This window comes from Gottfriedia sp. NPDC057948 (assembly GCF_042887255.1).
GTDB lineage: Bacteria > Bacillota > Bacilli > Bacillales > Bacillaceae_G > Gottfriedia.
The window spans coordinates 273130-289584 of the sequence record NZ_JBHVPN010000003.1; the positions used below are offsets into that span (position 1 = coordinate 273130).

At 31.3% G+C, this 16455-nt stretch carries 14 protein-coding genes; 2 read left to right on the forward strand and 12 right to left on the reverse strand.

Going from position 1 to position 16455, the window contains the following annotated elements; translation table 11 throughout:
* Window positions 1–132: 132 nt before the first annotated feature.
* Entirely contained in the window at window positions 133–1077 is a 945-nt protein-coding gene (locus ACFVRR_RS07915; protein ID WP_387326722.1) for an MBL fold metallo-hydrolase, read from the forward strand.
* A gap of 224 nt (window positions 1078–1301) precedes the next feature.
* Here ACFVRR_RS07915 and ACFVRR_RS07920 read toward each other — a convergent pair whose 3' ends face one another.
* From ACFVRR_RS07920 to ACFVRR_RS07940, 5 genes are all read right to left on the reverse strand, one after another.
* Window positions 1302–2534, reverse strand: a complete 1233-nt coding sequence (locus tag ACFVRR_RS07920; protein ID WP_387326725.1) for a DEAD/DEAH box helicase — start codon at window positions 2532–2534, stop codon at window positions 1302–1304.
* Window positions 2535–3062, reverse strand: a complete 528-nt coding sequence (locus tag ACFVRR_RS07925) for a hypothetical protein (protein WP_097979378.1) — start codon at window positions 3060–3062, stop codon at window positions 2535–2537.
* 125 nt (window positions 3063–3187) lie between these two features.
* Entirely contained in the window at window positions 3188–5062 is a 1875-nt protein-coding gene (locus tag ACFVRR_RS07930) for an ABC transporter ATP-binding protein (protein WP_387326728.1), read from the reverse strand.
* Complete coding sequence (locus tag ACFVRR_RS07935; RefSeq protein WP_387326730.1) at window positions 5059–7293, reverse strand: ABC transporter ATP-binding protein; 2235 nt, start codon at window positions 7291–7293, stop codon at window positions 5059–5061. The genes ACFVRR_RS07930 and ACFVRR_RS07935 overlap by 4 nt, the downstream gene beginning before the upstream one ends.
* A gap of 105 nt (window positions 7294–7398) precedes the next feature.
* Window positions 7399–9078, reverse strand: a complete 1680-nt coding sequence (locus tag ACFVRR_RS07940; protein ID WP_387326732.1) for a formate--tetrahydrofolate ligase — start codon at window positions 9076–9078, stop codon at window positions 7399–7401.
* A gap of 183 nt (window positions 9079–9261) precedes the next feature.
* Between ACFVRR_RS07940 and ACFVRR_RS07945 the strand changes: the two genes are divergently transcribed.
* Complete coding sequence (locus ACFVRR_RS07945; RefSeq protein ID WP_097979382.1) at window positions 9262–9615, forward strand: permease; 354 nt, start codon at window positions 9262–9264, stop codon at window positions 9613–9615.
* Window positions 9616–9803: 188 nt separating this feature from the next.
* Here ACFVRR_RS07945 and ACFVRR_RS07950 read toward each other — a convergent pair whose 3' ends face one another.
* The 7 genes from ACFVRR_RS07950 to ACFVRR_RS07980 form a co-directional block, all read right to left on the reverse strand.
* Window positions 9804–10571, reverse strand: a complete 768-nt coding sequence (locus ACFVRR_RS07950) for an oxalate:formate antiporter (RefSeq protein WP_387326735.1) — start codon at window positions 10569–10571, stop codon at window positions 9804–9806.
* A 142-nt stretch (window positions 10572–10713) separates the two neighbouring features.
* Window positions 10714–11097: a DUF3888 domain-containing protein gene (locus ACFVRR_RS07955; RefSeq protein WP_387326738.1), complete on the reverse strand. Its 384-nt coding sequence runs from the start codon at window positions 11095–11097 to the stop codon at window positions 10714–10716.
* A gap of 186 nt (window positions 11098–11283) precedes the next feature.
* Entirely contained in the window at window positions 11284–12411 is a 1128-nt protein-coding gene (gene spoIIP / locus ACFVRR_RS07960) for a stage II sporulation protein P (protein WP_387326741.1), read from the reverse strand.
* Window positions 12412–12650: 239 nt separating this feature from the next.
* A complete protein-coding gene (locus ACFVRR_RS07965) occupies window positions 12651–13160 on the reverse strand; it encodes a hypothetical protein (RefSeq protein ID WP_387326744.1) in 510 nt (169 codons plus the stop codon).
* 403 nt (window positions 13161–13563) lie between these two features.
* Entirely contained in the window at window positions 13564–14460 is an 897-nt protein-coding gene (locus ACFVRR_RS07970) for a TIGR03943 family putative permease subunit (RefSeq protein WP_387326746.1), read from the reverse strand.
* A gap of 12 nt (window positions 14461–14472) precedes the next feature.
* Window positions 14473–15354 carry a permease gene (locus ACFVRR_RS07975; protein WP_387326749.1) on the reverse strand — a complete coding sequence of 294 codons (882 nt, stop codon included), beginning with the start codon at window positions 15352–15354 and terminating at the stop codon, window positions 14473–14475.
* 69 nt (window positions 15355–15423) lie between these two features.
* Complete coding sequence (locus ACFVRR_RS07980; RefSeq protein WP_097979388.1) at window positions 15424–16365, reverse strand: magnesium transporter CorA family protein; 942 nt, start codon at window positions 16363–16365, stop codon at window positions 15424–15426.
* Window positions 16366–16455: the final 90 nt, after the last annotated feature.

A 16455-nucleotide genomic window follows, 5' to 3' on the forward strand; every position in this document is an offset into this window, starting at 1 on the left:
TAATTATTTTCCATCAAAAAGTCTATTCTAATTACTATTTTTTGAAAAAAACCTTCAAACCTATTAATATTTAAATTATAGTTTAATTAAACTAATTTCTTCACCTTTTAACTATAGAATGGAGGTAAGAGTATGCAAGATTTAGGCTTTAATACATATTTAATTGATATATATGATTTATCGTTTCAGGAACGAACGGGTAGTTATATTATTTTAGATGAAGATATTACAATCATTGAAACAAGTGCCAGTCCTTCCCACGAGTATTTATTACAAGGTTTAAAAGAGTTACAAATTTCATTAGACAGAATTAAAAATGTTATCGTAACACATATTCATTTAGATCATTCAGGTGGCGCTGGCTTATTAATGGAAAAATGTCCTAATGCAACTCTTTTTGTCCATCCAAAGGGAGCTAGGCATTTAGAGGATCCGACAAAATTAATTGCGAGTGCAAAACAAGTTTATGGTGATGATTTTGATCGATTATTTAATCCAATTCTTCCAATTGACTCTACTAAAATTTATCAGGTAGCCGATAGTGAGGAACTGGTTATTGGTAAAAATCGTAAACTAACATTTTTACATACGCCAGGTCATGCTAATCATCATATTTCAATTTTCGATTCTTCTAGTAAATTTATGTATACAGGAGATACATTAGGCATTTATTATCCACAGCTTCAAAAGGAAATAGGTACGTTTATTTTACCATCGACATCGCCTAATCAATTTTCATACGAAGCAACACTAAGTTCATCTGGAAAAATTCAAGAGTATCATCCTGATGCTATTTGCTTAGGTCATTATGGATTAACTAGAGATACAAATTTCGTATATGAGTCTTTAAAACTATATTTGGATCGTTTTATAAAACTGACTGCTTCCACGATTGAAGATAATAAAGAAAAACCTTTTTATGAGAAAAGCAGGATTTTGTCAGCAGCATTATATAGTGAAGTAAAGCAAGATCTTCAAAATAAGAATATAGATGAGAGTCACCCAGTTTTCCAGATTATAAAGTTAGATATGGAAGTTTCAGCTATGGGATTAGTACTGGCTATGGATCAAGTTTAATTAAATAAATAACTTCAGCCATTCGGCTGAAGTTTCAGACTGTTGACAAACGCTCGCTTTCTTCGTTGCTTCGCCTGTCTGCGGTGCTCATTACCGTCTAGGGTAACTCCGCTCCTCACCAGGCTTCGCGCCTCGAAAGACAAGCGCTTGCAATCAGTCTGAAAGTCAAGTTTTTAGTACTTTATCTACACACTAAAACTTCAGCCATTCGGCTGAAGTTTTTATTATTTTTTAATTTTTTTCATTGGTTTATTTTTACTTGAAACAGGTTTTTTATTTTGATTTGAAACTGGTTTCGTTCTTTTTTCTTTTATTTGATTTTCATTCGGTTGTTTTTCTTTCATTTCGACTTTTTGTATTTCACCGTGTGAAACCGTTAAATGTTCAAAAAACAATTTTTGCGTTCCTCTTAAGCTAAATAAATTCTTTTTCTCTCGAGGTGTTACTAAGTTTATGACAGTACCTTGTTTATCCATTCTTCCTACACGGCCACTTCGATGAGTATATTGTTCAACTTTTTCAGGTACATCAAGTGTTATGACATAAGGTAACTCTTGTAAATCGATTCCTCGTGCTGCTACATCAGTTGAAAATAGTAAAGTGGTTTTACCGATTTGAAGATCTTTTAAAACTCGACTTCTTTCCATTTTCCCTAGTTTTGAATGAAGTACCGCTGTTTTAATTCCTCTAAAATTTAATTTAGAAGCATATCCTTCAAGTTTAAATGGATCATTACTAAATACGATTGCTTTCATATTTTGAACAGATGCAATTCTTCTAAGTAATTCTAGCTTCTCTCTTTCTTCACAAGGAATAAAACCATGAATTATATTTCCTTCCAAGCTTTGTTCAATCGAAATTTCTTTTAGATTTGAACTTGTTTCCTTGGCAAATTGCATTGCTCCAGGTGTAATTGTTGCAGATAAAAATACTAGTTGGCGATCTTTCATCGTTGCTTTGACAATTTGCGGTAAATCTTTTTGATCATCTGTTTTTAATAATTCATCTACTTCATCAAAAACAATTGCCTTAACACAATGCATTTTTAATTTTTTCTGTTTGATTAATTGTGAAATTCGCCCCGGTGAACCAACGATAATTTTAGGCTTTTGTTTTAATTTTTCAATCTGACGTTTTATATCAGCTCCACCAACAATTGAAGCCACTTTTATATTTGTATTTTGTGTATAGTCTTGAACAACCTGAAAAATTTGCATTACAAGTTCACGAGTTGGAGCCATGATCATAATTTGAGGATTTTCTTCCATTACATCGACCTTATTAATTAAAGGTAAAACATATGCAAGAGTCTTACCAGTACCTGTCGGAGATTGCGCTATGACATCGTTCCCATCTAAAATCGCTGGGATTGCTTCCTCTTGAACTGCTGTCCATTTCGTAATATTATTTGCTTTTATTTTTAAGATTGTTTGTTCTGCTAATTGAAAATGTTCCATTTAAATCTCCTTTAATATTTGCTCATCGTACCATTGTAACATTATTTCTGTAATATGTACCAATTCTTCTATTAGATCGAAGTCATCTTCGGTCATTTTATTTTGAAATTTTATGTTTACTGACGATTCAATGATATTTTTATCTAAAATAGAGTGTTTAATGTTATAAAATGGAGTGAATTGCTCATTTGTCTTATTTTGAAATAAAAGCAGACTTCTTTGAATGATTTCAATTTCTAATGGTTTAGGAAAGGAAAATTCAATTTCAATATAACATCCTACTTCAGTATTTCCATTAATTAATTCATTATATAAATCACTAGCTGATGTGCTCATTGAAAATATGCAACTTGTTGTCTTAGTCGACTTATTTAATTTATTAAATCGAATTGAGAATAATCGATCCATTTTGGAAAGATTAACAAAGTCATTTCGATCAGTGATTTCATATTCTCCATCTAAATCTTTGTCATATAAGAGCCCTTCTATGACAACCTTCATATTATCAAAAGCGGTCGGATCAAACATTATCTACACTCCTTTAATCAATAGATTCCTAAGTTCGCTTATTTCCTATAATGTATCATAATAAACGAACAACACAAAAAATAATCCGATAAAATCATTTTGATTCAATTTTATCGGATCAATTCTTATTTTACTATTTCAAATTGGCTATTATAAAGATTTGCGTAAAAACCTTCTTTTTCCATTAATTCCTCATGCGTACCTTGTTCAATAATATCGCCATCCTTCATACAAAGAATCAAATCTGCATTTCGAATAGTCGATAGGCGATGCGCAATCACAAAACTTGTTCTACCTACCATTAAATTGTCCATTGCTTTTTGAATGAGTGCTTCAGTTCTTGTATCTACACTACTTGTTGCTTCATCTAAAATTAATATTTGAGGATCTGCCAAAATTGCACGTGCAATCGTGATTAGTTGCTTTTGACCCTGGGATATATTATTCACTTCTTCGTTAAGTATCATATTATATCCATCTGGCAAAGCCCTGATAAAGTGATCAGATTGAGCAGAAATAGAAGCATTTGTTACTTCGTCATCCGTTGCATTAAGTCTTCCAAAACGGATATTATCTGCAATTGTACCATTAAATAGCCAAGTATCTTGTAGAACCATTCCAAATAATGATCTAAGTTCATCCCTTTTAAAATTCTTTATGTTATGTCCACCGATTGTGATTTCCCCACTATTAACATCGTAAAACCGCATTATTAAATTTACAATTGTTGATTTACCAGCTCCCGTTGGCCCAACAATTGCAATTTTTTGGCCAGGTTTAACGACTAAATTAAAATCATGAATAATCATTTTTTCAGGTGTATAACCAAAAGCAACATGGTTGAAGCAAACATCACTTGTAACTTCATGATGCTTGATTAATCGTGCGTTTGTTACTTCAGGTACTTCTTCTTTCTCTTCTAAAAATTCAAATACTCTTTCTGCAGCTGCTGCTGTTTGTTGAAGGATATTTGAAATATTAGCAATTTGTGAAATTGGCTGCGTAAATGAACGAACATACTGAATGAAAGCTTGAATTCCTCCAACTGTCATTGATCCATTTGCAGTAAAATATCCACCTAATATACAAATCGCAACATAGCCAATGTTTCCAATAAAAGCAGTGATTGGAATCATAAGTCCAGATAGAAAATTCGCTCTCCATGCCGATTTATATAACTCATCATTATATTCACTAAAAGCTCTCGTAGATTCATCTTCACCACTAAATGCTTTTACTAAAACATGATTTCCTAACATTTCTTCTACATGTCCATTTACTTTCCCTAAATATCTTTGCTGGTTAATAAAATGTTTTTGAGATTTTTTAACGATCATCATGACAAATATCATAGAAAGAGGCAATATACATAGCGCAACTAAAGTGAGTTGCCAGCTGATTGAAATCATCATGATTGTTATACCAATAATCGAGGTAATCGATGTAATGATTTGTGTTAAACTTTGGTTTAATGTTTGATTAATTGTATCCACATCATTCGTTATTCTAGAAAGAACTTCACCGTGACTAGTCTGATCAAAATAGCTTAATGGTAATTTATGAATTTTATCATTAATATCACTTCGAAGCTTAAAAGTTACCTTCATCGTAACACCACTCATTACATAGCCTTGAAGATATGCAAAAAGTGAGCTTAATAAATATAAACCAATTAACCATACTCCAATTACACTTATTTTTCCAAAGTTTATTTTTCCACTACCACTAATTTGTTTCATGACACCGGAAAAAATTTCATCTGTCGCTTTACCTAGAATTTTTGGGCCTAGTATTGTAAAAACCGTTGAAATAATTGCTAGTATAAAGACAAAAACGATTGTCTTTTTGTGAGCACCTAAATAACTCATTAATTTTGCCATCGAACCTTTAAAATCTTTCGCCTTTTGACCTGGTGCCATTGGGATATTTCGTCCAAACATTTGACTGGGCCCGCGATCACCGCCCCGATTTTGAAAAGTATTTTTATTAGAATTGCTCATGCTAATTCCTCCTTGGATAACTGCGATGAAGCAATTTCTAAGTATTCAGGGCAATTTTTAAGAAGTTCTTTATGGGTACCTTGACCTACAATCCTACCATTATCTAATACAACAATGTGCTCTGCATTCATGATCGTATTTACACGTTGGGCAATAATGATCATCGTTGCCCATTCTAGCTCTTCATTTAACGCTTTTCTTAGCGCAAAATCAGTGTTAAAATCAAGCGCAGAGAAACTATCGTCAAAAATAAGAATTTCGGGTTTCCTTGCTAAAGCCCGAGCAATCGAAATTCTTTGTTTTTGACCACCTGAAACATTATCTCCACCTTGAGAAATTTCAGCATTAAATTCCCCTTCTTTTTGGGAGATAAATTCACTAGCCTGAGCGATTTGGGCTACTCTCTCCATTTCTTCATCAGAAATATTTTTATTTCCGTATTTTAAATTAGAGGCAATTGTCCCTGTTAGTAAAAGTCCTTTTTGAGGTACATATCCTATTTTAGTACGTAAATCCTTTTGCTTTACTTCCCTTAGGTCTACACCATCAACTAAAACTTCCCCTTTTGTAACATCATAAAAACGTAAAATTAAATTTGCAATTGTTGATTTTCCCGAACCAGTTGGACCAATAATGGCAGTTGTTTGTCCTGGCTTTGCAACAAATGAAATATTATTTAGCACATCATTTTCAGCACCTTCATATCGGAAACAAACATTTTTAAATTCAACAAATCCTTTTTTATCTGCTTCAAAGTTTTTATGAAGCTCTGGATCGATAATTGATACATCAGTAGACAATACTTCTGAAATACGTGTAGCAGAAACAGCCGCTCTAGGGACAAGGATAAACATGATTGAAATCATTAAAAATGCTGTAATAATTTGCATTGCATATTGCATAAATGCGATCATATCGCCAATTTGCATATTAGATTTAGCAATTTGGTGGGCACCAACCCAGATGATTAATAGTGATGAACCATTCATAATCAACATCATTGAAGGCATCATCATTGTCATGATTCGATTTACAAACAAATTCGTTTTTGTTAATTCACTGTTTACCTCTTGGAATCTCATTTTTTCATGTGAAGCATTTCCAAATGCTCTAATTACCATCAATCCCGTTAAATTTTCTCTTGAAACTAGATTTAACTTATCTATTAGCTTTTGAATTAATTTAAACTTTGGAATAGCAACTGTCATGATTACCATAATTAAAGAAAGTAGAACAATAACAGCTAATGCAATAATCCAGCTCATCGAGGCGGATTTATTAATTGCCATTATGATTCCGCCAATTCCCATAATTGGTGCATAACAAAGCATTCGGATCCCCATCATTAAAAGAGTTTGAATTTGCATTACATCATTTGTACATCTTGTAATCAGAGATGCCGTTGAAAATTTATCAAATTCATTGTTTGAAAAGCTTTCAATTTTTTTGAAAACATCTTTACGTAAATTCCTAGCGACACCAGAGGCAATTCTTGAGGACAAGAAGCTGACTAAGACTGTTGCTATTCCTCCAAGTAAAGCAATCGCAATCATAATCATTCCTATTTTAACGATATATACACTTCCTAGTTTATGTAAATTAACGCCTAGTTCAGTATAAAATGATTTCGTCATCATAATACCACTTTGAGTTAGTAAGGTTTTATCCGATGAAATAGCTTTATTATGCGCATTTAGTATCGCATTTTTGGGAAGTTTATCAAACATTGGTTGCAACTCATATAGTTTTGTTAAATTAATCTTATTTGAACGCGGCGTACTACTAGTTTGTGCGTGACTTACTTTTCCACTAGCTTCTTCTTGGATTATATTAAATAATGTCCAAGTGGATGCACCAAATGATTGATCAAGTTGTTTTTCTACATTCTTATTCAATTTTTTCTTTATGTAAATGCTCTGATCTGCTTTTTTGTAGATACTTATGTATTTTTTTCCTTTTGAATTTTTATCTTTTGCGGATTTTAACTCATAATTTTTAAATATAATTTCTTTTTCCTTATCTGTCATAAAGGTGGTCATTAGTTTCATACCTTTTTGACTAATTGCATCTGGAGCAACATGCAAAATACCATTTTGTTGAATACCATTGTTCACAATTTCGGACATATAGTTAGGTAAGTTCAAATCACACATGGCCTGACCAAATAAGAATAATATAGCTAAAATTATACTTGTACTAAATGCTTTTAAATATTTAGCTAACTTGATCAAATGAGTATCTCCCCTATTATGATGTATTTTTTTAAAACACTAACTCATACTGAAAAAACTCGCATCAAATGCGAGTATGTTTTTCAGTAAGAATTATAAAGTTAATTAAAACAATCCTTTTGGACGGCCTAGTTCATCTAAGTCCATATTTAATGCAGCTGGTTTTTTCGGTAAACCTGGCATTGTCATTACGTTACCTGTTAGTGCAACAATAAAACCTGCACCAATTGATGCTTTAAGTTCTCTTATTTCTACTTTAAAACCAGTAGGTCTTCCAACTAAACTTGGTTGGTCTGATAAGGAATATTGAGATTTTGCCATACAAATTGGTAGGTTGCCCCAACCATTTTCATTAAATTCCAAAATTTGTTTTTTTGCTTTAGAAGAGATATTCACTCCGTCTGCACCATAAACTTCTTTTGCAATTTTTTCTATTTTATTTTCAATTGAATCAGATAATTCATATAAATAATTAAATGTTTCTTTAGGATTTTTTAACATACTAACAAGAGATTCAGCTAGCTCTACGCCACCTTTACCACCATGTTCCCAAACTTCTGTTAAGACGATCTTAATGCCGTTATCTTGTCCCCATTGTTTTAATACACTTATTTCTTCTTCTGAGTCAGAAATAAATTTATTAATTGCTACAACAACAGGTACATTGAATTTGCGAACTGTTTCCACATGCTTTTCAAGATTTTGAATTCCATCTTTAACTGCTAAAGCGTTTTCATTAGTCAATTCATTTTTATTTACGCCACCATGCATTTTTAATGCTCTAATCGTTGCAACTATTACGACTGCATCAGGTGTAACACCTAAAGCTCTAGTTTTGATATTTAAGAATTTTTCAGCTCCTAAATCTGCACCAAAACCAGCTTCCGTTACAACATATTCCCCTAATTTCATAGCCATTTTAGTTGCAATAACACTGTTACAACCATGAGCAATATTAGCAAATGGGCCACCATGAATAATTGCTGGAGTGTGTTCAATCGTTTGAACAAGATTTGGTTTAATTGCGTCCTTTAGTAATAATGCTAGTGCACCTTCTACTTTTAAATCTCCAACAGTTACTGGCGTTTTATGTATAGTGTAGGCAACAACAATTCGTTTAAGTCTTTCTTTTAAGTCTTGAATTGATGTCGCTAAACAAAGAACCGCCATGATTTCAGAAGCAACCGTTATATCAAACCCATCTTCTCTTGGAACCCCGCCAGATGGACCGCCTAAACCTACAACGACATTTCTTAAAGCACGGTCATTTAAATCGACTACTCTCTTCCAAGAAATTCTACGTACATCAATTTCAAGTTCATTTCCTTGATGGATATGATTATCAATAAATGCTGCTAAAGCATTATTCGTCGTAGTAATAGCATGGATATCACCGTTAAAATGTAAATTAATATCATCCATTGGTAAAACTTGAGAATATCCTCCTCCAGTTGCACCGCCTTTTACTCCCATCGTTGGCCCTAATGACGGTTCACGCAATGCTACGATTGCATTTTTGCCAATTTTGTGGAAAGCTTGTGCAAGCCCAACAGTGACCGTTGATTTACCTTCACCAGCAGGAGTCGGGTTTATTGAAGTAACTAAGATTAATTTACCATCTTCATTTTCTTTTAATCGGTCTAAAATTGATAATGACAATTTAGCTTTATAATGCCCATAGTTTTCAACTTCTTCATCAAAAAGATTTAAATTATCTGCAATTTCGTTTATTTTTTTCATTTCTGATTCAAAAGCAATTTCTAAATCTGATTTAACTTGACTCATTCAATCATCTCCAATTGCACTTCATTATAATCAAAATTATAGCACAATTTTACAAAAAATTCATTTTTAAAAATTCAAAATTCTTTATTCATATCATCCAAAATTACTAATACTTTCTACTTATCAATGGAATTCAAAGTTACATACTAAAGATAAGGCATTAAAAGAAAGGAGTGTAATTAAATGTATCGTCATAAAAAGCATAAAGAACATAAACGTAATCACAATTTACCAAAGGATCAAAATGAAGAATATAGTGCAGAGTTTTATCCCACAAGGAATGTGTTTTATTCGGAAACTACTTCAGATAAATCTCATGCCTCTGGAATTGTAATTGGATACGTAGCTCTATTTTTTTCACTATTTTCGTTATTTTTAATGCCTGTTTTATTCGGAATCGTTGGAATTGCACTTGGAATATACTCTGTAACTAAAGGTCATTCCACTTTAGGATATACAGCAATTGGATTTGGATTATTCTCGGTAATAGTCACAATATTCTATAACTTATTAATTGTCTTAAGTGCAATTCTTTAAGAATAGATTGAAAAAAGCAAAAAAAGACCTTTAAGGTCCTTTCAAAATAGATGATTTTTGTACACCATCTACTCACTGAAAGAACCTTAAAGGTCCATTTAAATTCCCCGCAAACATTCACTTACTCAATTTTCATCATCTTCCTATTGGTTTAAATAACATCACAAATCGAAAGACAATCTATTTCTTTAAACTTGAACGACAGACCATTCTTCATCTTTCTTTGAATAAGTTAAATTTGCAATATGATTTGTAAGGTCACGATACTCTTCCACATTTTCTAAAATTTCATCTACACCAGAATAAAAATCAACTCGGAAAATAGGGATTTCGATTACTTTTCTATTTTCAACTCTTTCACTTAAATCAATTACCAATCCATCCTCCATTAAAGGGTATAATGTCAACATTAATTTAATATTGATTGGATTAATTTGTTTTGAACGATTAAATATATTTAAACTTCTTCTCTGAAGTTGTGTAATTTTATATGATATGACATTACAAAGCATAAAAATAAAGTCATTAGTTCGTTTATAATAAACTTTTTGATACATTCCATCACTTATGTTCATGTATGCAAAAGAATTGTTTAATCTTGGTATAAAAGGTTTTTGTAATGGCTCTTTTTTGTGAGCAAGATACAGTAATTCTGCAATTTCTTTAGGTTCAAGCTCATCTAAATCTGCTAATTCTTCAAAATCGATCCAACATAGGTCATCATGTTCACTATGTTCTAATATAAATTGATTAATATATTCTCTTTCAACATAATAAAAAGAGGAATTTAAATTAAATTCGGACCATTGAATATCGTGTTTTAGCAAAAGAATGTTTTGAAGAGGAAAAGGAAGTCCTTGAACAAACTCTTTATAATTTATACCTGATGTTATAAAGCAATGATTATGGTTATCACCATAAATATAGATTATCTCCTTTGAATCTATTCCCGCCAACGATATTGCCACCTTTAATTTTTTTCTTTATCATATCATACTTTATACTAAATTTATCATCAAAAATGATAAATTTAATTCTTTTTACCTAATATTTTTTTACATTTTTTACCATAATATCGCACTCTACCTCAAAATAATCTTATACAGGTGGCCTACATAAAGATGTAGTTTTTGTTTGAATTGGTTCTTTCGTAACAGAGCGAATACTCCATTCTCCGTCATCATTCGAAAAATTAAATTTAACAAGTGTGTAAGGTGGTTGTTGATCTTGTTTATATGCAATTAATTGAATTGTTGCTCCGAATACGTATGTACCATTATATTTCTTTTTTATATTTGTTATTGTCGCACAATTATATTGTTCTCCTGGACCGAACATTTTATATAAACGGTTATTTATACTAGGAAAAAGAATTGATAACACTGCATCTTCTAATACTTCATTTTGTACCGCAAATGCATTTGTCGGTTTTGATGTCCCAATTAAGCACATTAATAGTACGATAATAAATCCTCTTTTCATTTCTAATCCTCCATCTTAAGATTTTAACAAAAATACTTAGTATCTAGTATCTATTCTTTACAATTTACTGATGGTTATGAAAGAGAGTTTAAATGAACTAGGAATAGAAATTTTATGGCAAAAGGAAAAAAGAAGACCTTGAAAAGTTTTTTCTTTTCGTGGTCTTCTTTTTATTTTTTTACAACGCTATTGATGATCCCAATAGTATTTACTCAATATATCTGAGAGCAAGTCAATCGTTCTATAAAGTTCAGGTAATGTATTATCGACCCCACCTACTTCGATTAATATGGAGTGCGGTGATAAATCTTGGTTATAAACGCCATTCCCTTGTTTATAGTTTTTACTAAATATTCCTCTTGTTAAACCTTTGTTAAATTTCATAATTTCACTATTTAAATCTTTTGCTAGTGCTAAGTTCTTTCTATAATTTTTGTTTTCTACGCCAACTACAAAGTATAGCTTTGCGTATTTTTGCCCATTAATCTCAGTAGTTGTCACATTTTTTCTCTGATCATCACGATGTATATCAATAAGATAATTTAAATCTTGATCTTGAGAAAGCGCATCTTGTACAACCAATCTAGACATTTTATATGAACTTCCCCAATTCCAATTTCTTTTCGTTAATTCAGCCCCAATATTTGTTTTATCGTCAATTGCACCAATTCCATTTGCTTCTAAATTCTTTTTCAATCGTTCACCTAATAAGCTTACATTTACTTTTGGAGAAGAAGCTTGATTTGGCGACTTTGCACCTGGGATTAAAGGTAAAAATGATTCCCAGCTATGTGTGTGGTAAATAAAAAAGACATCTTTTCCATTTGTAGTTTGTGATGGCGGATTTGTTGGATTTTTAATTGGTTCATTTACTGGATCTTTAACAGTTGGATTTTGGTTAATTTCGTCGAGTGTTAAGCTTGATTCTATTGGAAGATTGGTAAAATCAATACCTTCTCCAGCAACTAAGATATTATTTTCAAATTTCGTCATACTAGATATTTCATGCACTAATAAACTTTTTGGATCGTACAGTCTAATATTTGTAATAAATGAAAAAAGTATATTACCGATAGGTTGTCCACTTTTAGTAGAATCGTCACCTACCTTAAAATGACCATTTTCATATTCAAACGCTTTAATAAATCCTTCATAGCTCATTTTTTCAAACCATTGATGCACATAATATGATTTAGTATTTTTCATTGATGTCACAAATAAACTCGCTAACAAAAATAATAAGACAATGCCTACAAAGACACTTGCCGTTACACGTTTAAGATTAATAGATTTTATATATATTGATTGTCTCATTAAATCACCTCTAATAAATCGTATGTACAAGCTCTATAAAATAGAATGAAAAAATTATTAAATCCTATTAATTACTCTACTGCTATAAAAGAATGTGATTAAAATATTAAATTGTTCGAACTCCACTCTCATTTACGAATTTTATTAGAATTTTGATTCGTAAAAAAAGAGATGCCCTAAAAGACACCTCATAAAAAATTTCGCAATTCAATTAGTGTAAAAGCTCTTTTTTTAATAAATTACATATTATTATTATTGTTGCAACGATTAAATACTGTAAACGGATTTGCAACACAACTATTTCTTGCAGCTTCTAATTGAGTATCACAAAATGAGCTTGTTGCTGGTGATACCATACTATTATTCATATTTCTATTTCTTCTACATCCACTACGTCTATTATTATTCATATTTCTGTTTTCGTTTCTGTTTTCGTTTCTGTTTTCGTTCATGTTTCTGTTTCTGTTTTCGTTTCTGTTTTCGTTTCTGTTTTCGTTCATGTTTCTGTTTCTGTTTCTGTTTTCGTCCATGTTTCTGTTTTCGTTTCTGTTTTCGTTTCTGTTTCTGTTTGAATGACCATTATTCATACTATTCATACTTTCACTCATAACTCTGTCATTGTCATGATTTCTATGACAATCACATTCATTACATGGTCTACGAACTTCAACAAACTCTCTCATATCTCTTACTGGAGATACTTCTTCTCTTTCTTCTCTTCTACGATTGCAACCACAAAATCCCCACATTTAAGAACACCTCTATAATTATTTATTGTACATTTATAACATACGTAGAAATTTAGATATTGAATGTGTACATGTCTAGATATGAACAAGTTTTTTATATTTATTTTTCTATTTTTAATGTCAGTACGGTAAATGAAATTTCAATAGTAGGCTTTTTTATAAGATTTTGTTAGTTGTTTATCCTAAAAGTAAAAAAAAAATGAGCCAATTAGGCTCATTTCATTGTGTAGACAAAGTTCTAAAAACCTGATTTTCAGACTGATTGCAAGCGCTTGTCTTTCGAGGCGCGAAGTCTGGTGAGGAGCGGAGTTACCTTAAAACGGTAATGAGCACTGCAGACAGACGAAGCAACGAAGAAAGCGAGCGTTTGTCAACAGTCTGAAATGAGCCAATTAGGCTCATTTTACTTGTTACGGTATACATATTCATCTTTTGGTGGTTGAATTTCCTTAATTTTAGTAACGTCTAAATAAGGAATGTTTACTTTAAATGGTTGATAGTACATTTGTTGTATATTACCTGTAGCTTCAATCCATTGATCATTTTTTAACGTTTGTCCCTCAGGTAAATCAATTAGCACTCCATATACACCAGAATCGGCAACACAGTGAATAATTCCAAATCTAAATAAGAAAACCTGATTCTTTTTTAATCCTTTTTCATGATAAATAAAGCCTTTATAAGTTAGTTGCTTTCCTAAATATTTTCCAGGCTCATCATATAAAACTTCCATTCCTTTAAGAAAGTCATAATCATTTAGGACAATGCTTTTCTTATTTATATATTCTTTTGATTCTTGTTTAATTAATTTTTGATATCCTTCTTGCCCATAGTAGATACTTAAATCAGGCTTTAAATACTGCCTTTGCATAAAAGGATCATTGTTACCCGGTTCTGAAACAGGGAAATGAAACCCTTTAGCTTGTACAATCGTAGAATCCAAAGTTGCAACGGGTAAAAATATACCTGTAAACAATGGAAAGATGAAAACCAAGCCATTTAAAAACTTTTTAAACCCTTTTGCTTCTTTATGAACATGTCCATGTACACAAGTATGATCACAATTATGTTCATGATGATGGCTATGGTCGTGGTCATGATCGTGGCTATGCTGTTCATCTTCATCATGACTAGTTCTTAAAGTATGAATTACTTGAATTAAAGTTAGAAATGCAAATAATATCCCAGCTGTCAGAGATAAATAAGAGTATTTCATATTTATATATTTTGAGATCGTACCTTTAATATGCAATTGCATTAAAAAGAAGGTAAATCCTAATAGTACATATGCTCTTGCCATATTGATTCTCCCTTAAATGAATAATGTTGTGAAAAACGTTAATACAATAACTAACCCAATAATAATGAATACATATCGACTTTTAAAATGTTGGAATAACATTAATGTATTTTTTATATCAATCATTGGACCAATAACCATAAACGCAACGATTGAGTTTAAAGAAAACGTACTTTGGAATGAAGATGCTACGAATGCATCAGCCTCAGAACAAAGAGATAAAATAAAGGCTAATGCCATCATTACTAGAATACTAGCAACTTGTCCATTACCTATATGCATTAACGTTGAAGTTGGAATAAATGTTTGTACGAATGCTGCAATAAATGCACCTAAAATTAAAAACTTACCCATTGAGAAAAATTCTTCTATAGCATGTACACAAACACTCCATAACTTTTTCCTAGCTGGAATTGAATGGTCAACTGGAATTGTAACTAGATCGTGTTTTAATGGATTCTCGATTTTTAAATATGATAATACGATTCCTATTATATAAGCAATGATCATAGCAGCCCCGGCACGATAAATCACCATTTCAATATTATTACCAAATGCTATAAATGTTGCAAACAGTACAATTGGGTTAATGATTGGACCTGTTAACATAAACGCCACCGCTACATAGTGTGGCACACCTTTTTTGATCAATCTACTTACAATTGGTACAATTCCGCACTCACAACCTGGGAATATAAATCCCAATAAAATAGCTACTAATACTGCTAGATATCTATTTTTTGGTATTATCTTATATAACATTTCTTCAGTAATAAATATTTGGATGATCCCCGATATAAAAACACCAATTAAAATAAATGGCAATGCTTCTACTACAATCGAAATAAAGATCGTATTCATTTGTAAAAACGAATGATAAAAATTCGTACTCATAATCTCTCTCCCATGTACTTTTAAAAATGAAAACTCACAAAACCTCCGAATGACCGGCGGCTTTGTGAGTTAAAAGTACCTTTTTTTCCAAAAAATTAGTGCAATTGTTGTTGATAATATTGCAGATATACCAATTACAATTGGAAACGCATGTGGTATATTGGCTAATGGAATATGATCAACGTTCATCCCATAAAAACTAGAAACCATAGTTGGGATTGATAAAATAATTGTAATAGAAGTTAAAAATTTCATTACAATATTTAAATTATTTGAGATAACTGAAGCAAATGTATTCATCATTCCACTTAAGATATTACTATAAACTTCTGCCATCTCTATTGCCTGTTTATTTTCAATAATTACATCTTCTAATAAATCTTCATCATCTTCATACATTTTTAATATATTCCCTTTAAGAATTTTTTGCATGACGATTTTATTCGATTTAAGTGAAGTAGTAAAATAAACAAGACTTTTTTCAAGGTTCAGCATTGTAAATAACTCTTGATTTCTTGTAGATTGATGTAATTCAGTTTCAATTTCATTTGTTTTACGATTAATTTGTTTAAGATAACGTAAATAATATGATGATGTCGTATGCAATAGTTGAAGTGCAAATCTAGTCTTTTTAAACGTAAAGAAGCCTTTTACTTTTTGGTAAATAAATCGTTCAAAGATTGGATTTTCACTTAAACAGATTGTGACAAAAGTGCTGGATGAAATAATCATCCCGATTGGTATTGTATCAAAAATTGTGTGCCCATTATCATCATGAGCTACAATTGGAATATCAACAATAATTAGAGTGTGTTCCCCTTCAACCTCTATCCTTGAACGTTCTTCATCATCGAGTGGGTCTTTAATAAAATCTAAATCTAAGTCTAATTTTTGAACTAGATATTGAATTTCTTGTTCTGTTGGATTGATCGCATTGATCCAACAACCTTTCTCAATAACATCGACTTGATTTAGTTTCCCTTGTGCATCTGAAAGATAAAAATTTAGCATCTTAATTCACCTCTAATTCTAAAACAAAAACTACACAATAATAGCATACGAAACATTTATATATGTTTCAACCTTTATTAAAAAGAAAGT